This is a genomic window from Flavobacterium sp., from assembly GCF_050696275.1.
Taxonomy (GTDB): Bacteria; Bacteroidota; Bacteroidia; order Flavobacteriales; family Flavobacteriaceae; genus Flavobacterium.
Map to the genome: position 1 here is coordinate 1 of NZ_JBOGUT010000027.1, position 20,173 is coordinate 20,173.

Below are 20,173 nucleotides of genomic sequence, written 5' to 3' on the forward strand. Positions count from 1 at the left end.
GCCATAATACCTAACATTAAAGGGCAATTCAAAAAACGACTCGAACTGAGCCGGTCTGTTGATTTGACCAAAGAACTAATTCCACTAGCAGACATAATCAATCACAAAATCACAAACAGGCAAATTGATACTGACTTTTTGCTTGAGGGTTTGGAGTATGAAAATTTTGGCCGAAGGAATTATATGGAATTAATCAATACTTCTTTGGATGAGCACATAAAAGAAAATACCCGTTCGGTTAACCTACCTGAAAATTATCTTGCATCATTGATTCAATACGCAAGCATCATCCCCAAAGAAGATTCCATAAGCGGTCCAGTTAAAGTGATTAAGTTAATTGAGAAACATTATGATTTAGAGTTAAATCCAATCATTCTACCTTCCATTCCTGGAGAGGATAATATTGACATCAGAAAGGGGCAAAATGATTTATTCAAAGTGTTTTTGAATGATATCAGTGATAAGGATTCCGAATGGACAAAATTCAATTTAAATGATTTAGCCAAGATTTTAAAAGAAGCATTTAATTATGCTGATTTAAAAAAAATATTCTTAAGATATGACGTTTATCCGAATCAACTTCACGATTTAAAAGGAATTAGTTCAATATACAGAGACAACGAAATATCTGAATTTGTAAAAGATTTGTATGACAACATAGTAGAAGCAAACCAACCGATTAGGGCAAAACTTGCTCATGCAGTTATTGAAAAGATTCATGATGAAATGAAATCCATCAAGGCATTGGATTTGACTTCTGAAATTGAAGAACGATTTTTCGGTGAATCTGGAAATGAAATTCACATGGAAAATCATCCTTATAGAAGTAATATCATTGATATCATAAGAAATTTCAAGCCCGATCAAGAAAAAAGTGAACTTTACGAAAGGCTTTTCCCAGCCACATCAAGAAATAAATCGGCAATATTGGTGCAGCTTGCCGATGGAGATGCATCCTTCACTATTTTAAGTCAGAATGAAGCTGTAATAAAGAAACTTGCCGGTATTGCCGGTAATCCAAATCTTGACGAATTGATAAAGCTCGGTGAAGATGCATTGCTCATAAAACAGCAAGAGGAAGCAGAAATGCAGTACAAAAAGAAAATTGGTAATCATTTGGAAGAGGTGCTTCTTAAAAGACTATCTCAAAATATAAATGCCAAAGTTGTAAGTGAGCAAAATGGTCAAGACCTTGTAGTTTATGTTGACGAAAAACCAGTTTATTACATTGAAGTAAAATCAAAATGGCTTGAAACAACACCAATAAGAATTTCCAGAAATCAAACTTTAAGAGCACACGAAAACCCGAATTGCTTTGCCTTGTGTTCGATTGATATGACCAAATACACTGGTGCTGATAAATACGCAATTAAAAATATTGAAAGTGTTATTGATTTTATGAAGTTTAATACCGACCTAGGTAGTAAGGTTGGGCACTTAGTGGACATTTATGCAAATGCACATCAGATAGACAAATTCAGTTTAGATGGAGATTACCGAACACTAATACCAGCTGGTTATATAAAAGACGGAATAAATTTAGACGGATTTGAATCTGAACTTTTGAAGTATGTAGAAAGCAATTATGACATGCAAATCAAAAGAACAGACATGTAATTTTAACAAATCAAACTATCAATCAAAAAAAGAAAACCGAACCGGTAACATGGATTTTGAGTCAGGCGGGTGATGTACAAACTTGAAGCTTTGTGATTCTATTCAAGTTCTGTGCAAGTTAGCAGTTTTGTGCTCCGAAACCCGAACGAACATAAAGACCGAAAACGTTAGGTGTAATTAAAAAAAACGAAAATGACAGTTAACTGGGATAAAATTTCTCCTGAGAGATTTGAACAATTATGTTCCGACATAATGAGAAGCGAAGGCTTTTACAACATAAGAAGAATGGGAGGATCTGGCGATCGAGGTCGTGATATTACAGCTCAAAAGCAAACTCAACTATTCTTTGGTTCAAAAGAAACTCAAAATTGGATAATTCAGTGTAAAAGATTAGTTAAAACTAATCTTTCGATTGATGATTTGAGTTCAGAACTAAATAAAGTTAGAATGCACAAAATAGATTATTATTTAGTTATTCTGTCAAACACTTTGAAGCCAAACGTTGTAGATTGGATAAATGGAATAAGAAAAGATTTTCCTTTCAAAATTTTAGTAAACGACATTGATTGGCTCGAAAGCCAATTAAAAAGGGAACCAAGTCTGTACAAATTTTATTTCGAAAATGAAGAACGCAACGAACAAATTTATTCAATAAAAAACTCAACAGATTTACAAATCTACACTGCTGGAAAAATGCCATCTGTGGCTTTAAGAGGGGAAATCACAAAATGGAGGTATGATTTAGAAGTAGATTCTTCAAAACTGAAGAATAAAATTGGTTTTTATCATCCAGAATTTGCAGGTTGCGATCATACAGGAATTTATTTATCAGAAACAGTTCAGTCAGATTTTAGAATGATATCTCAATCAAATCTTTTAATTGCATATTTAGAAGACAAGCAACAATTTGGTACAATAACAGAAATTATGATAGCATATTCAATGAATAAACAAATAGCAATATTCATTGATGAGAGTATAAAGACTGAAATTACTGTACCGGAAATGGAAAATGAAAACTCGGTAAATTCTGAATATTATGAACAGGTATATGATAAAGTTTTTAAAACCAATCATTCTTGCCCTTGCGACTTAATGAATGAATTAAAACCAATTCATTTGAATGAATACTGGTTTATGATTGAATTCTTGAGTATAAGACAACCTGATACATTTATTAAAATGACAAATTCTGCAAACGTTACTAAAGACATTATTGAATACTTGGAAGAATTTGAGAAATAATAAACTGCGCCTAACAGCCGTTTGCCATAATTTAGCACACTAACTTTCTAGGATAAAAACCTAACTACTAGATTATTCATTTAATTAATTAATGATATGAATACTGGACTTCCAATCTACGCTTTTACTTTCTTTAAGTAGTGTACCTTCAAGTAAAGCTATTTCAGCTTCCAATTTTTCGAATGAGTATTTGGAATGAACTTTACCAAACATACTAAAAAGTGTCAGATGTGTAAGGTTTGAAATGATTACCAAAATGTGTCTCATGTGTCTCATTCTGAAAAGTTATAAAAACAACATAACCATAATCAAATTATTAATTAAACTCAGAAAAGCAAAGCTACGACTTACAGTCACCACAAGACATTAGGTATCAATTGTGTAAATCAACTGGTTGTTTCAAAACAAAAACTGAATCTTGTTTCGAACTAAAAAATTTATGTCGAAATTTCGAAAACATAATTACGTGTTTTTACGTACTCTTTTGTACTTTTCGTAAATATTTATGTCTAACTATCAAAAAAGTAAAAATTATTTGCACGTTTTGTCTTAAACTGCTCATTTTTGCCGCTTTCTTTTTATCTGATTATAATCTACGGACTAGCCTGAGATGGTATATAAATCAGATTCCTCCTCAACTCTATCTGTATTGCGTTGCTTCTTTGTAGCTGTATCGTCCTGTCCTTCTACTATTGTACGGAGTGAGAACAGTTCTGCCTTTGGTCGTATCTTCTTGAACTTGTTGAATGATTTAGTTATTTCTGCCCAGAGATGGAGTTTGAGCTGATCTCGCTTCGGTGCTGAGGTTACTACTAAGCTGTCTGGGTAAACGTCTAAGAACCAGTAAACCACACGAGACAGAAAGTATGTCTTTCCCGTTCCTGTGGCTGCTTCTATTCCTACGTTCTCCCTAGGTTACTAGAATATTTATCTACCTATTTCCAGCTCTTTTTAAGGTTCAAGGTTATTATAGGAGGCTATTATACTTGAGAATCTGGATTTTAGCGATTTTTACTTATTATGTCGTTGTATGTCGTGACATTCACGAAGGCCTTTAAATCATAGATTTTTTTCAAATCTTCACACATTTGGTTCGACAATACAATCTCCTCGGGAGCTTTAAAAGCCTGACAGCAATATGTCGGGCTTTTTTTATTTATACCATCAAACAGCGTTAAAATGTCTTTCCTCTTTATCAAATTCTCCTTTTATTCCCAACAGCAAATTCTCTTTGGATAACATCTCTGTTTTTTCTTCCAATGCTAAAAGCGAAGCATGCATGATTGCCGAAACAATTTGGGCACCTGTTAGCTCATAATAAGCTGCCAACTCCTCTATTAAACTGCGTTCTACGGCTATATTTTTAGGAATTGCATTTGTCCACAGTTTTATACGTTCTTCTGCGGTAGGTTTGGAAAATTTAATAATGGAATTAAACCTTCTCAAAAAAGCGTCGTCAATGTTATTTTTAAAATTCGAGGTTAAAATTACTAATCCGTTGAATTGCTCAACCCGTTGCAAAAGATAGCTGACTTCCTGATTGGCATAACGGTCATTAGACGATTTAGTACTGGTTCTTTTGCCAAAAAGAGCATCTGCCTCATCAAACAGCAAAATCCATTCTTTGTGTTCCGCCTGATTGAATATTTTTTCCAGATTCTGTTCCGTTTCACCAATATATTTGGAAACAACCTGAGATAAATCGATGCGGTACACCGGACGTCCAAATTCTTTGCCCAGCAGGCTCGCAGTTAATGTCTTTCCTGTTCCTGAAGGACCATAAAACAAAGTTCTGTAGCCTGGAAGGATGTGTTTTTTCATTCCCCATTCGGTTAGCAATGCTTCCTGGTGTCTGATCCACAGCTTGATCTGGTTGATTTGAGTATGCACTACTTCATTCACTACCAAATCATTCCATTCCATAAGCGTATTTACTTCTCTCGCAGGGAAATTAACGCCGAATTTAGGTTTCAGCTTCTCTCCATAACAAAGCAAATGCACCATCTCTTTCGAAAGGACTAACTTTCCACTCATTAAAGGTTCCCCATTTTTTACTTCCTCCAATTGCAATACATTTTCTTTAAAAAACCAATGATCCTGAGAAAATAACTGTTGGATCTCAAGACGGTAATTCAAATCATCCTTAGCCAAAATATGTAGTATCGTTTCTCCGGTGGGTAATAAACCTCTGTGATTTCCTTCTCTTACACCTCCAAATTCAGGGAGTTCACCTCCTTCCGGATGTAATTTTTTAATGACCTCATCAAAAAAATGAGGAAGAACATGAGGCACTAAAGTAATCAGTAAGATAGCGGCTTCATCATGAGAAGTTTCTCTCTGTAACGCCTCTTTAAATGAGTTTTTAAAATCATAAACTTCCGTCGTTTTCTTTTCCGAAAGTTGTGATGTAATGTATTTTTTAAGTGCTTTAAATGGCATTTTCTTTTGTTTTTGTCTGAGTAATTTTCAGATAAATCTACGTTTTTAATTTCACAACTGGCGGTAGCTCATTCGGAATACTATCACTGATTTCATCAAAATCCGGATCTACAACTACCTTGTCATCTTCAATCATCAACTTCTTAAGACTAAATTTTATAGAGGTAGGAATCACTCCTTTTGTTTCTTCTATGTCACTAATTTGTTGACGTTTTACACTAAGATTTTTCAAATCACGTTTTGGATGTTGGCCGTAAATTGCTTCTACAGAATATCTAATAATACTCGTTTTGGATTTTGAATCGCTTGCTGATTTTTGACCTGTTACGATTTTTTTAGCATCTCTTTCTACATTTTTCAAGTGCTGTCCATTGGTATCTTTCGAAAGTGGAGTCAAATTCGTGTTATTTACTATTCCTCCAACTTTAGCATTTAAAAGGTGCCCTCTTACATAATAGTACTTTGAATTATTGCCTTTATTCTGGCTGATGATATCCCATTCGTCAGTTAAGCCTCCGCCGTCTCCTTGTTCTGCTGTCTCTTGCCCCTCAATATAATTTGCTGAAATCTGTTTGGCATCTACTTTTTTTCCTAATCCTTTAGGATTTAGTGCAGTCCATTCTACGATACTTGGCACATCTTTTTCTTTATCGCCAGTCTCTGCATATTTGGATATTACTTCCGCAATATTATTCATGTGATCTATCAAATCATTTCCCCATTTTTTTCTATCTTCATTAGGTGTTTTCTCGTATTTGCCCAACTCAACATCAACTACTCTTCCCGCTTCTTTTGCTGTCTCTGCAGGAGTTGCTTTGCCATATTTATCGCTTACTGTTTTACCTCTAGTGTATTTGTCTTTAAAAGTAACACTCTTGATAAAATCCTTGTATTTGGAAGGAGTACTATGTACATAAAACACCGGCTCTCCTTTTTTGTCTTCAAAAAGCAGCGTGTGGCTTTCACCACCTAAGGAGAACTTCTTTTTCAACCCTAAGAAAGTCAAAACTTTATCTCCTAATTCTTTGCCCTTTTCCTTTACTTTCTTTTTCTTATCGTCTACCCATGCTTTGCCTTTTTCAACCGCTTTCATCGACTTATCTATCAGTTTTGTCAAACCGATTTTCTCCACCACTTTTTTGATCTTGTTGGCAATGTTTTTTAGGATTTGATCAATCTTAGGTCTGATTTTCTGTTGGATGAATTTTTGTACTTTCCCAACAATACCATCTAAACCTAAAACTGCTGCTAAGAAACTGATGGCTAAACTCAAGAATCCGCTGAATACATTTTCTACTTTATCAATAACTGCTCCCAGATTTTTATTCAATATATCTCCGAAAGTGTCTAAAATACCGTCAATAATTTTGATAATTTGAGCTGCTTTTTGAAACAAGGTAATCACAAACTTAATTAACAATTGTGCTGCTCTAATGAACCCTGCTCCTGGAATTAAAAGCGACAATAGGTATTCCAAAGCCTTCATTGTAATGGTTTCTACTACAAAGGTTTTGACGTTTTCAATAAGCATTTCTTTCAAATTGCTAAATTCTTCTTGGATAAATTCCCACAATCCAGCTAAGCCTTTCTCCTTAAGGATTTGAAATATATTGAGGATTTTATTTCCTGCAGCTAAGGTAGCATCAACTCCTTTCTCAATAAATTCGAAACGCTCTTTCCCAATAACATCAATGACCAAATCTTTAATTTTCTTCATCGTGATACCCAAAATTTGCAGCACTAAACTAGTAATGCCTTCCAAATTAAGTTCTTTAGGCAATGTTATTTCTGATCCAGCCATAGAACCTGTTAGCCATTCTAAAACTCCTTTAATCAAATGTTTGTCTATGTTATTCTTGAAATTGGTAAATCCCTGACCAACTCCGTCCGCTAGGTTTCCAAAGAATGTAATCGGATCATCAATAATGGCTTCGGCATATTTAGCTGCTTTTTGGGCTAATGACTTAATAGCATTTTTAAGTTCAATTATCGTATTGATTACTGCTTTTACTGCAGCAATGGCACGATCAAGCCAACTCATATTTTCTATTTTTGCCTTCTCAAAACGTTCGTCCATTTCATCTAAAGCAGCACTGAATTTTTCGGTAACTGCTTCTATTACTTCTGCTTCTTTACTTTCGACCGAACTTTCTAATTCTTCAAATTTTGTTTCAGTGTCTTTGAGTATATCTTCCGCAATTTTTTTCGTTTCATCCGTTTGGTTCTTCCAATATTTATCTACTTCCTTTTTACCGTCTTTAATGGCATTAATGGCTGAATTCAGACAGGAACCGACTTTGTTTACCAAAGAATTTATCGGTTCTCTCATGTCCACGATAAAATCTCTTTTGGCTTGATCGAATATCTGAACTTCACTTAATACTTCATCACCGGATATAACTTTAATCCCTACATCGAGAATACCCGTGTTATCCTCAAGGAGTTCCGCTACTGTTGCTGAAAATTTATCCAAATACTTCGTCATGCTCGCTCCGAAAACATCTGCTATATAAGTGTCAATCTCCTTAAAAAAAGACAAAACCTGACCATTGGTAAAATTATACATGGCATCTAAGTCACGGCTTACATCACTTCTAATTTTATTTTCTTCAGCGCTTTTTTCTTTTTGCTTATCAAAACTCCCTCCTTTAATAGTTGAATTGTTAAGCAGCATACCTCCATAAGCCCCGTTAATAGCTTTTATGCCCTTGGCTTGTGTATTTGAAATAGTTTTAGCTTCATTCTTCCTCGTTTGATCCGTCAGTTCCTGTGCCTTGGCTTGGGAATCCTGCTTTTGCTGATCCGCCTGAATAAACTTTGGTTCGTTACTGTTTTGCAGTTTGTCCTGAGAAAGGTTGTTTTGTTTGTAATCGTCATCTAACACTTTCGTTTCAGTTGTCAGATCTGTTTCTTCTGCCGGTCTCTTTTTGGGTGCTAATGCTGATTTTTGTTCCGTAAGCATCTTAGCTTCCGGAGCTTCTTTGAGTAATCCTTTTGGTTCATTTACAGTTACTTCCCCAGGTGGAGGTTTCGGTGAGTCCGGAGGTTTTATAGCACTTTGCTCAACTCCTCCCGAAGCAATGTTTTTCTCTTCTTCTAAAGAGTCGGCAATGTCTTTTGTGGTTGCTTCACCTACACCATTAGTTCCAACATTCTTAGCCTGAGCTTTGCTTTCAATCGTTTCATTGATTTCTGTCTGTAACTTATCCTTGAATTTGTCCTTGTCAAACCCTTTAGGATTCAACTTCTGCACACTCATTTCGTCAACCTGACTTCTATTTGCAGCTGCTTTATTTGTTTTTTCAGCAGGTAAAATAGCGGCACCTTGAGTTTCTTTTACTACGACATCAGTGTCTTTATGTTTTTGGTATTTTGTTGAAGTGGTTTTTATTTCCTTAACCGGTTTTTGTAAGGTCTGTATAGCCGTTTTCTTATTTTCCTTATTCTTTGCGTCTTTTTTGGGTTTCTTCTTTAAATTAATAGGTGCCACAGCTCGCTTTGGAGCTTTATTTAGCTTAGCATCCATTTTTTTCTTAACTCCAAAAAAAGGATTTTTAGTTTTAGGTGGCTTAGCTTTAGGAATTGTTTTTTCTTTCATAATACCGGCTTCATTTTATTCCACATTAATTCCAGTGACAGGTTAGATAATTTTCCATCCATGGTGTTTTTACCATTCCAATTCCCCACGGAAGTTGCGCTAATAATATATCGTATCCTTTTTCCTCAACCCATAATTCATAGGTGTTTTCACGTTCTGTTTCGAGTTTTCCTTCTCTTTGCAGAAACGTTTCCTGTAGTGCTTCAACAGACGAACTGCTCATGGTTTTCCAGTATTCTAAAACCGCTTTAAGCAAACTGCGACATTTTTCTTTCTCTTCTGCCGTTATTTTTAACTTGGTGTTGATCACTTCTTCTATAGACAAACCACAAAGGATTTTATTCAAAACCAAATCGTTTTCTTGAATTTTTTTCTTGCCTGTTATCAAATATTGTGTCAATAAAATGGCTTTATGTTGACTCATTTTGTTTTTCCAATTGTCATTTTCACACAATTCCAACTGTTCAAAAAGTGTCTTCAAGAACGGATGTAAAATAATTAATCCTGCATTGTTGATGTATAGTGCTTCATCTAAAACAGCGCCCTCAGATTTAGGAAATTCTGTTTCCAAATCAACTGTATCAGGTAAATTGTCTTTTCTATTTGAAGTAATACTTTGGCTGAATGTCTGAAAAAACAGTTCCATTTCATAATTCTCTAACGTCTTTTCTGTTTTTAAAACAACCGCTATTGATTTGGAAAACATGGTTAATTCTACCGCTGAAATCTCCCAAAACTCCTTCGAAAATTTCTCAAACTCTTTAAGTACACGCTCTTTAGTATTTCCTATTCTATACAAATGACTAAACCATTGAATCAATTCTATCCATTGTAAAGCCAGTTCTTTATTTCCGTGAAATCTTTTCCAAAATTGTTTGATTTCAACAGATGCTTCTTTTTCCGAAAGCAGTATTTCCTCTAAAAAAACTCTAAATGCCAATGGAAATCCGGTGATGGACTCCATGATTTTCTTCTTGAATGAATCGGGAACAGAGAAAATCCAACGGATGATATGCTTCGGTTCTTCTTCAAAAATGGCAATTAGTTGCTTGAGAAAAACGGCAGTGATTTCTATTTCATTTATAATTTTATCTAAATCTTTGCCAATTGTGTTTTCCTGCAATATGCCTGTTTTTAAAAAAGTGAAAAATAAAAATGTGGCATACTCTTTATTCGGAACAAAAGAATTCGCAGCAATTATATCATCATTGTATTGCGTTGAAATACCGGGACTATACTCTCTTAAATAATTTTCCATTTGCTGAAGTGATTTCTGAATGAGCTCACTTTTCCAGTTTTTTCTCGAAATTTTCGGCAATTGAAGTTCTACTAAATCAATGTTCCAAGTGTGATTTTTATAGGAGTACTGATTTAGCAAAATTTCAAGTTTAGGATAAAATTCTTTCTCCAGCAACGCACTCAATTGACCTTGTACTTCTTTCCCAATTTCTGGAGAAGAACACTGAATATCGAAATTATGTTGCTGAAGTAAATGCATTTCCTATAATTTTAAAATTAAAATACCGGACAGTGTATCGCGATAGACGTAAAAATAATATCTCCTTTGTTCAGGATGCTATTTCCTCCAACAGCACCCATGTTGAAACATTTGATTCTGAATGTAAAACCTTTTTCTGCTATAAGAAGATTTAAATTGGCTATCCTGAAATCAGGAATACTGGTAGATGATTCCGATGGCGGCCCAACTTTAACCAAAAAACTCAATTGATTGCTTTGGGCAGAATCTATAATCGGATTAATAAATTTTACAAGCTCTTTGTTGTCGCTTGGAAAGTCAAAAATCTGTACCCCGTCTTTATCTACCGAAATCTTAAACGTGATGTTGGCGAATGATCCTACTATTCCTCTAATCGAGTAATTGAGCCTTCCGGAATCTGCAGGGGCTGACGCCAGGTCTTTCCCTTTAAAATTAAACACATCAACTGAAGTATTCAACTCCTGACAATCCAGAATATCCTTAAGAATCGCATTGGTATCTAATGCTTTTATATTTCCATTCGTAACAATTTTATTGTCAATATCACGAATAATTACTGCTTTTGTTTTTGCTGCCATGATCTGTTATTTTTATTATTTAGTACTAAAATCGGATGAATTAAAATCGGGTGAATTAAAATCGTTCGGATGAGAACTTCCAAGTACTTCCACTACTATAATCTGCGTACTTTGACACACTTCTTCCAATCGTTTTATGCTGGCGGTATACATTGCATTGCCTTCAGTGGCTGGGTAAATGTGAGAAATAGTAGTTTCGTGAGTTGTTATTTTATCGGACCCATCCCCAAAATTAATTTCATACTCATTTGTATCACCTGCTATTAGGTTGGTGAAATTAATTTTAGTTGGCAAAGCTGCATCTATGAGCGCACGCCATTTCAGGTCAGCTGGAGCTAAAATTTCAAACTCCACCGTATTACTCAATTCATCATCCACTTCATATTGTAATGTATATTTATTTGGCGTGCTGATGGAAGCATGATTAGGATGCAGATAGTATTTGTCACTCACTTGGGTTACCGCATCTTTTGCCGTTCCTGTAAATGTCCCTCCTGATTTTCCTACTATTTTTACTTCATGATCGGTGTCTGCATCATTGTTACAATATTTAGATTCGTCCAATGAAATGGTCAACGGCTCCTTGACTTCAATTTTGACTTCGATTGTATTGCCATCACCACAACATAAATACGGAAGGAAGAAATCGGCAATAATTAATTGCTGGAAAGGAACCTGTGGTGCTGCACTGACTTCAAACTGTAAAACATCTTTTAAGTTTTCAAGAATATAGCCGCTCATTTCAACCGTATAATTGGCATCCATATTATACTTGGCAATTTCTAACAAATCGTTTTTAATATTATCCGCTTCGTCTTTGCATTTATTGGCAGAATTAAGTGCTGGTTTTGTTTTTATCTGCGGTTTATAATCCGTAAGTTTTACACTATTAATCAAATCATCTTTTACGCTGGCCGCAATAGGAATGTTGTCCTTATAGGCTGTAACCGCCGCAAGCAAATTGGCATGGAATAATGGTGGTGCAACCGCTTTAAAGATAGAAGTATCTACATAAACCAGTACAAATGTCCCGCCTTTGGTCACACCTGCTTTATGTTCTAATCCCGGATGTTTCTTTAAGAATGTGGAAAAGAATAAATCTTTATACGTTTTTTGCCATCTTATGTTGGCTTCTTCGTAGATAACGGTAAACGGATCTTCTAAAAACAATTCATTAATATCGTCCATTCTGTCTATTAAATCTTCCGCAATAGTTGTCAATTCAGGATTGAACAACTGGATGCACCATCTGTGAAATAAAAACACATGGTTTAACTGTTTGAATATTTCGTAAAAAGATTTATAATTTGGCAGAAACTCTTTCAAATCATTCGTTAGCAAATTCTTTATTTGTGCCAAAATATTTTTGAAATTATCAATATTCTGGTGCGACATAATATTATTGTCAGCCAGTACATTTCTTCTCAAATCCATCCATTTGATGACAAATTCGGTAATGTTGTACACTCTTTTTCGTGCTAAATCATAATCGGTTTCCAAATCGTCCCAACGTCCTTCAAACTTTAAGATATCGACATCCTTTCCAACAAAATCAACCGCATTCAATGCCGTTATTTTAAAAGGAAGTCCGTAGCTGTTTTTGATAAGATTAAGGTCTTTTATCGCTTTTTTATAATTCATTCCTAAATGACCTTCAATCCTAAAGAAATTATACGGTTCAATGTCGAATAACAATGGTTTTTGTACGGCAAGTTTATTGGTATAATTGATTATATCAGAATGATAAGAAAGAATCGTATCGTTCTTCTTTTTTTCCGTGAGTACTGGATTCCATCTTTCATTTAGATCCAAAATATCATTATAGTAAAACGGGATCGCTTTTTCTGATAGAGGAATATTACCGTAAGAAGAAGGAGTGATTTTTATTTTACTGTTATTTTGAATGTTAAAAGAATTAAGAATATGTGCCAGTCTTTCAAAAAGCAACGTTAGTTGTTTTAATTTCTTTTGTTCTTTTTTAGTTGCATTTAAAGTACGGATGAAGGGTGTTCTGAATGTGTTGGCAAAGGCCGAATCTCCTCCTAAAACCACATGAAACGGGAACAGTCCTTCGTTAACACAGCACACGGTAGGATAAATTTCCCTGAAAGCAATAATCTCGTTATACGCCTGAACAACATCGGAAATCCAATCCCAGAGATATTGAACATTGGTGCCTGTTTTATGAATATTTACAATCGCATCAATTTTAGCTTTACTGTTATCTAACACCGACAAACTGCTTTGTGGCGTCAGAATAATTTTGTGGTCTTCGTATACATTATCAATGGCGTTTGAAATCGCTATTACCGAAGCATCATTGTATACTTTTTTAAAACCGTTTAAAACTTGTGTGCCTGTGATAATATTGGTGTAAGGAACATTATATCTTGGAAAGCTTAGTTTCGTATAAACTTCGGCGGGTTTGTTTTCCTGCATTAATCCTTTGGTAAACTCATTAATTGGAATAACTAACGGTCTAAGATTAAATTCGATTCTTTTTCCTTTATCATCGCAATTGGTCGTCACACAATTCTTTTGATCAATTAGGGTAACTTCCAAAAATAAAACAACCACCTTATCATTAAAGAAATTGACCGGAAGAGGCTGCTTATTGACCACATTCGAATCCGACTCCAATAACTCAGGAACATTTTTTATAGGTTCATATTGAGCGGCATATTTAAAAATATTATCTAAATACGGTTCCCGAATGTAATCGGCATGTAAAAACTGATCGGATATTTCGAAATTGTGATAATGAGAAAGTGTTTTTTCTTTCCAGTTAACTTGGTATCCTAAAGAGATAACTGCTGTCCCGCAGGCAATTTTAACAGTGTTAGAAGTGGGAAAAGAAAGTTCTAATCCGCAAACAATTCCTAATCCGGTGAGGTTTTTTCGGGTAATACGATCTTGTTCCTCTAAGTGACTCACAACAAGATTGAGCTCTTTTTGGCTTAAAACCTGATCCGCTTCAAAAACCGGATAAATAGGTGTGTTATATGCTTCCATGATATATTTTTATAAAGTTCCTAATGATGTATTTCCTAGAATGATAGGGTTGTTTGATTCGCTTAATTGGCAATCGTATAAATTACCTTCCGGATAAATATTGTTGAGCTCTTTTAATGCTGCAACGAGCTCATGCAATGTTTTTTTATATTCTGATTCACCGCTTGCTGTCAAGGTATTTTCACAAAACTGTAATCTATAATACCTGTAATTTTCAAGCCATTTTTTATATTTTGTTTGAAACCCTAGCATGTCTTCTGCGTTTACCCAGCATATTTTTAATAAGACGTGTGCCGGAGCTTCCTGCCTGAATATTTTTTCGGCATATTTCCTGAAAATCAAACTTTTAAAACGAGAAAGATATCCTGGTAAAACGATGGTTGCCTTAAATGAATATGGATCATTATTGGCTTCATCATCACATTCGTCGTTCAGGCAAACCGTTAATAAATCGTCGTCGGTGAAAACACTGTTTTTAAATGGTCTCAGCAGAATATGCTCCAAACAGTAAAAATTCTCATAATAGATATTGAGTGCTTTTATCATTTTTTGCAGATAAGCATACGCTTCCATCTCATTTGTAAATTTCTTGTCCAGTCGGGCAATTTTCTTCGTATCATCTACAAGATAGAGGTAGAAATTAACCCCTATATTATCAATTTTGTATAAATTCTGATCTAAAAAATGCAGTTGAGCCCAATCCCATTTTTCCTGTAAATCGACCGCTGGAGAAACAATTTTGAAAAGAAAATCTTCGTTTTCTGTTTCCACTGTCCATTGCGTTTGCGGAGAATCTTCGGTAACAATATCCCGCAACGAAATGGCATTTATTCCTAACAACTTTGCTGCTCTTTTTTCATATCCTCCTCTATGATCTGTTTTCCAGAATGGATTAAACTGCAATGATGGGGAAACAAATTCGGCGTTCAGATAATCTATTCCTAAACCTCTATTACTGCTTATTTCAGGATAAGCGTTGATGAATTTTTGTTTGTCTTCAATTAAATCTTCATAATCAAATGACAATCCACCCATTCCCATTGTATCATGAGATACTCGATACATCATAAAAACGTAGTCATTAAAACTTTCTGAAAATCGGGCAATTAAATGATCTAAAACCCTATTTCTTCGGTCATAAAACTGAGCTTTTGTTTCGTACAACGAAGCATCGTTTAGGGATTCACCATCTAATAATTTAGCTTCCAACAGACTCGAGTATAGTTTTTTGGAATAAAATTCTTTACCTGTTAAATCGTTCTTTTCAAGATAAACAGGAAAGTACGTCTGGTCTAAAGGCTTCGTATCGAAAAGATCTTTGGCATTATAAAGCTGGCTGAAAAAATCGGCTATAATCTGCTCATAAAAATACAAGTAGCCTTTTAACTGTTTGACCTGAGATTTTCTGAGATTGGTATCTTTTTCTGAAATATAATTCTTTCCTAAACCGTAATTGGCTGGAAATTCATCCTGAATACTGTAATAGTTTTTTAACTCAAAATAATCCCCATTTTCAATCTCAAAATCATTCTTGCTGTTTTGCAGTTTTCTCTGATTGAACTGAGTTTTATACATGATTACTTTTTGTTCGACCAACATTAATTGGTTTTCTGTAAGCAAAAATGGAATGTTCTTCTGAAACAGTAAAAGTTTTGATTTTTTCGCTTCAAATACCGGCTTGACATCGCCCGATAGTTCTAAAACCCAACTCTTGTTACTGGCATTTGGAATAGGTTTCCCTAGAGAATTATAAGCAGTCATTAATAAATTTTTGACCGATTTGACTCCTTTTACTTCCATTAAAACCGCAATGATATCTGAGGCGTGAATTTCTTTGGCCAACTGCGCTTTTTCAATTTCTTCATCCTTTAAAAACCCATGCGTTAATCTAGGTCCCAGGAAAATATCTTCTGAATGATACCCTTCGTTAACCAATTGGGAAAGCGTGTAAAAATTAATCTTCGGACTTATGATTTTATCAATCGCAATCTGAATTTGACTCATCACCTCAATCGAATCGGCTCCGGGTTCAATTTCAATATCGGCACAAATCCCGATTTCAGTTTTTTCTACGATTTCGGTACACAAATAATCTTCTGTAAGATTCCTGTTTTGATGTAACTTGATCTGTATTGTTGAAAAAACAGTTTGAATCTTGTCTTTTTTCTTTTCGAATAAGGAAATGATTTCACAAACATTTTTCTCATTATCGAAGTGATCTAAAGTCACGTCAATCTCATTAGCATCTTCCACAAAAATTCTGAAATGCAGCGAATCTGTTGGTTTTGAAGATCGATTTACAATAACATAAACAATATCCTGAACCTTCTTGACGCTCTCTATAGTAATCTTCGACGGCTTGTTCATTTTCTTGAACAACTGTGCTTCCGGATGGTTCCAGTTCGTAAATTGAGGAACGATTTTTAGACTTACCCATCGGTTGTTTTTCCAAAACGAATGTTCTAATACCAAAGTGTTCAAATCGCCTAAAATAGGATCTTCATCCAATTCGATTTTTACTTTACTTAATCCTCTCAGCACTAATTTTGGCAGAAGAATATTCTCCTTATTGGTGTTTTTTAAACTTAACTTATCTTCTAATTTATTGATGTATAAGTTGGCTTCATTATCATTAGGAATTAAATAACCATCAGGACCAATACTTTTTTTAGTCGCCAATACCCAAGCATTAGAGACTCCTTCAATGTCTATAAGTAGTTTTCTATAATCAATTTCCGTTAACGGTGCATTGGTAAAAATAGAAGCTGCTGAGAAAAAAGTGTTGTTTTCAATGACACCATCCTTATTGGTCAAAATGTCTTTGATGTCGAAATCGGCTCTATATCCTAATTCTGTAATAGCATAACACAGCACATCCAAAATGGTTACTCCAGGGTCGTGTGGGTTATAATCTGTCCAAAATTGAGATCCTAACTGTTCAATATATTTTAATCCCTCTTTAAGCAAGAATTGAAAATCTTGTGAAGGAAGTAATTTTCGGTCTTTTTCAATATAGTATTCCGTCAGCATAATTATCTATTTTATTTCTTGTACTTGATGAGATTCATTAGGAATAAACAAAGTGAAATCTGTTTGTGGCGTGATCTTATTTAAGTTTTGTATCGCTCCGCCAACGACTTCATTCTTTTCATTTAAAATATATTGGCTAACTTTAAAATCAGTTATATAATCCACATACGGCTGATTGTCTATGAGCTGAATGATGGATGAGAATTCAATTTCATTCGCAAAATTCACATCCGTTTGATCATAAGCCCACGGACTCAGATAAACATTAATGGTGTTAATTAATTCGGCGATGTACAATCTGGTATCCATTCCTTCCTGATGGTGGAATTTTACTTTAAACTGGATTTTTACTTTCTCCAGCTTTGGTGGCTTCACATTAATTCTGGCATGCGGAGAAGCTATTTTGCCCAGACGTTCCTTAATCAAAAGCATTTTATTCAGACTCAGAAGCGGTTTCCAGCTAATATTATCCGAATTAGACGATTTAGCAATAGGGATTAAAGTCACATAACCCGCAGAAACATTGGAAATTTTAGTGTCATATCGGTAATGATTCAATGCTTTCAATCGGAAAACTTCGGGAAATTCTTCCAAAACGATTCTCTCATAATCCCAGGTAGTAATGGCTCTGTTTTTGTGGCGTAGCCTTTCGCTGCTTCGTCTGTATAAAAAATCATCCTGTTCTGTGATTTTGCCTCCAAAAGAAGCGTACGGTTGTATAATTTTCTTAACGCTGGTAATTGTATCGTAGGCTTTGCTGATGGTTTCTTTAGGTGTGTTTTCTAAAAAAACAGCACCGGAATTTTCATAATCTGTCAAAACAGCTTTCAGTGCCTGAACATGAATTCCAATAAATTTACAGATCGCTTCTATATTAGAGACGGAGATTTTTAGCCAGAATAAATGCGGTGGCAATTGCGTATTGGTTACCGAACTGAACTCCGGAATAGAAACAGACACGAGTCCTGATTGCGTAAGCGAATAAGTTTCATCACCAATAGCATCGGGTTCAAATGCTGTCCAATTATTATTATGCAGGTATTCCCAGGTTATAGTGGCCGGCTCCAATTGCGGATTGGCAGTACCTTCTTCTAATTGGATTAAAAAATTAAGTCCGTCTTTAGCTGCTGCCTTTTCAAAGCCTAAATACACTTCTCCTTCTAAAGAATCCATGGAAGAAAAATAGAAACCACTGCTTGTTTTTCTGGCATAACCAAACGGTAGCACATGATACACTTCTATTGGATTGCTGTCCTTTTTAGGGGCCTTAAAATCAAATACTTCACTTACCGAATAATCAAAAACGAATTCTTTAATTTTTGGTTTATAAGGCAGCTTGGTTTTGTTTTGACTCGCTGCAATATAACTCTGCATGTATTTATCGTCATCATAATAAGAATCATAATTCAGTTCAATCCTAATTTTTCCGTTAGAGACAATGGCATCCGTAACAATTTCATCAAAATGATATTCTTTTAATGGATAATTATTAATGGGATCTAAATAGTTGGCCGATTTTAACTCGTCTGTGCATTTCTTCCACAAACCATTGTTCAGTTGAAACACATTGACTTTGTCTACCAGCCAGTTGGCGTATTGTTCATATTTCCAAACAATCGGAATTGCTAAAGAAGCAACTGCCTTTTTCTTCATAAAAAACTCATTGGAACTCAAAATAATTCCATTTCCGTTTCTAGGAAACTCTCCAAAAGGGAAAAAAGGCTTTTCAATATCGATGTTGCCAAAATCTGATTCCAAAACAAATGATTTGAATTGTTTTACATCAATCTTAATTTCAATTTTCTGAATTTTAGTAATTATTTTTCTGTTTTTAGGTATAATTTTTAAAACAGGAAATGCTGATTGCACTAAAAACGCCGCATGGATTTTCGGATCAAAAGGAACGATACTTTTTTCGGTTGCCGGAATCGTTAATTTGATGAGTTTAACACTTGGGCTATTGTTTTGAGCCACACTCTGTCTTTCTGTAATTTCAATTATTTTTTCTTTACCGGTGATGTAAAAATCAAAATCAAGAGCTTCAAAATTAGTATCGTTAATTCTCAAATAAATATTTCGTTCTCCGCTTTGCAGATAAAGAATTGGACTCGCAATCATTAAGCCTTCCTTAAACACTTTTTTGTTATTGGTAAAAACATCAAAGCCGTCATTTTTGGCATTAAATGAAAGTAAATCAGTAGTATTAAAATGTTGTTCTCCCTTGCGGTGTGTACTTAAAAAAGAATGCATTTTGATCCCATTTACAGTCTGATCAGCCGTAGAAGCATAGAATTTTTTCTGGCCTAAAGCATTTTTACCGGCAAGGAAAATAGAGTCTTTCGGGATTAAAAAAGGTTTGACATCAAAAGGTTCAACTACTAAATGTACATAATCCGGTTTGGCATTTTGGTTTTCAATTCGCAACACGTCTTTGTAGTAGAAATCCAGATGCTTTTTGGTAAACTCATTGAATTTATCTTTGGCAATGTTCATTAATTTCAAGAAAGAAAGGAACAGTGTGTAATGCGGTGTATGTTTGGTGTAATTATTTAATTGGTACGAGACGGCATTTTGAGAGAAATTCTTCCAGGACAAAAGCAATCCGAAGAGCTGTTGTACCGTTTTCATAAAGACATAGTTTTGTAACAACGGCGGGATATCTGTAGCGTCATTTATCTGACCGAAAAGCAGCGTAAACTTGTCTGTAATCAAATAAGAAGAGGCAATCAGATTTTCTTTTTCAGAAATGGCATCATCCAGTTCATCTGCTTTTTCCAAGAGTCTGTCATACTCTTTTTTAATTTGGGTAAAATAGGCCAAAAGCAGACTTTGCTGTGTAGGAAAACCAGAATTAAGTAAAATTTCATTCTTTTTGTTTTCGAATGAATTTTGGAGTAATTCGATGTTCCAGCTCGCGATTAATATGAGAATGGAAGTAGATTCCTTTTGAAAAAAAACAGACCAATCCCCATCGACCAAATCAAACTCATTATAATATTTTACATATTGCGAAAGCTTTTGTACAAACAATATAAAATCTTGTTCTTTTCTTTCGTCCAAAAGAAAAAAATCAGTTTGTAGAGCAGGACTAATTCGATCATTCTGGGTAGTCCCCATTCCTTCATGTATAGATAATATTGCGCTGCAATTTTTCAT

The 20,173-nt window shown here is 34.7% G+C and carries 10 protein-coding genes; 2 read left to right on the forward strand and 8 right to left on the reverse strand.

What is annotated here, in order from left to right:
- A partial coding sequence (locus tag ACRDEC_RS13145) for a protein NO VEIN domain-containing protein (RefSeq protein ID WP_431498817.1) occupies nucleotides 1-1,617 on the forward strand: 1,617 nt, incomplete at its 5' end.
- A gap of 192 nt (nucleotides 1,618-1,809) precedes the next feature.
- The gene (locus ACRDEC_RS13150; RefSeq protein WP_431498818.1) at nucleotides 1,810-2,862 is read left to right on the forward strand and encodes a restriction endonuclease; all 1,053 of its coding nucleotides are present in this window, start codon (nucleotides 1,810-1,812) and stop codon (nucleotides 2,860-2,862) included.
- 84 nt (nucleotides 2,863-2,946) lie between these two features.
- Here the strand turns inward: ACRDEC_RS13150 and ACRDEC_RS13155 are convergent, their stop codons facing one another.
- From ACRDEC_RS13155 to ACRDEC_RS13190, 8 genes are all read right to left on the reverse strand, one after another.
- Complete coding sequence (locus ACRDEC_RS13155; protein ID WP_431498819.1) at nucleotides 2,947-3,129, reverse strand: hypothetical protein; 183 nt, start codon at nucleotides 3,127-3,129, stop codon at nucleotides 2,947-2,949.
- An 897-nt stretch (nucleotides 3,130-4,026) separates the two neighbouring features.
- The gene (locus ACRDEC_RS13160; RefSeq protein ID WP_431498820.1) at nucleotides 4,027-5,301 is read right to left on the reverse strand and encodes an ATP-binding protein; all 1,275 of its coding nucleotides are present in this window, start codon (nucleotides 5,299-5,301) and stop codon (nucleotides 4,027-4,029) included.
- A 37-nt stretch (nucleotides 5,302-5,338) separates the two neighbouring features.
- Nucleotides 5,339-8,899 carry a hypothetical protein gene (locus ACRDEC_RS13165; RefSeq protein WP_431498821.1) on the reverse strand — a complete coding sequence of 1,187 codons (3,561 nt, stop codon included), beginning with the start codon at nucleotides 8,897-8,899 and terminating at the stop codon, nucleotides 5,339-5,341.
- 25 nt (nucleotides 8,900-8,924) lie between these two features.
- Entirely contained in the window at nucleotides 8,925-10,397 is a 1,473-nt protein-coding gene (locus ACRDEC_RS13170; RefSeq protein ID WP_431498822.1) for a contractile injection system tape measure protein, read from the reverse strand.
- Nucleotides 10,398-10,414: 17 nt separating this feature from the next.
- Nucleotides 10,415-10,975: a hypothetical protein gene (locus tag ACRDEC_RS13175; RefSeq protein WP_431498823.1), complete on the reverse strand. Its 561-nt coding sequence runs from the start codon at nucleotides 10,973-10,975 to the stop codon at nucleotides 10,415-10,417.
- 15 nt (nucleotides 10,976-10,990) lie between these two features.
- A complete protein-coding gene (locus tag ACRDEC_RS13180) occupies nucleotides 10,991-13,987 on the reverse strand; it encodes a hypothetical protein (RefSeq protein ID WP_431498824.1) in 2,997 nt (998 codons plus the stop codon).
- A 9-nt stretch (nucleotides 13,988-13,996) separates the two neighbouring features.
- Entirely contained in the window at nucleotides 13,997-17,017 is a 3,021-nt protein-coding gene (locus ACRDEC_RS13185; RefSeq protein WP_431498825.1) for a hypothetical protein, read from the reverse strand.
- Nucleotides 17,018-17,023: 6 nt separating this feature from the next.
- Nucleotides 17,024-20,173, reverse strand: coding sequence for a hypothetical protein (locus ACRDEC_RS13190; RefSeq protein ID WP_431498826.1), 3,150 nt, complete (start codon nucleotides 20,171-20,173; stop codon nucleotides 17,024-17,026).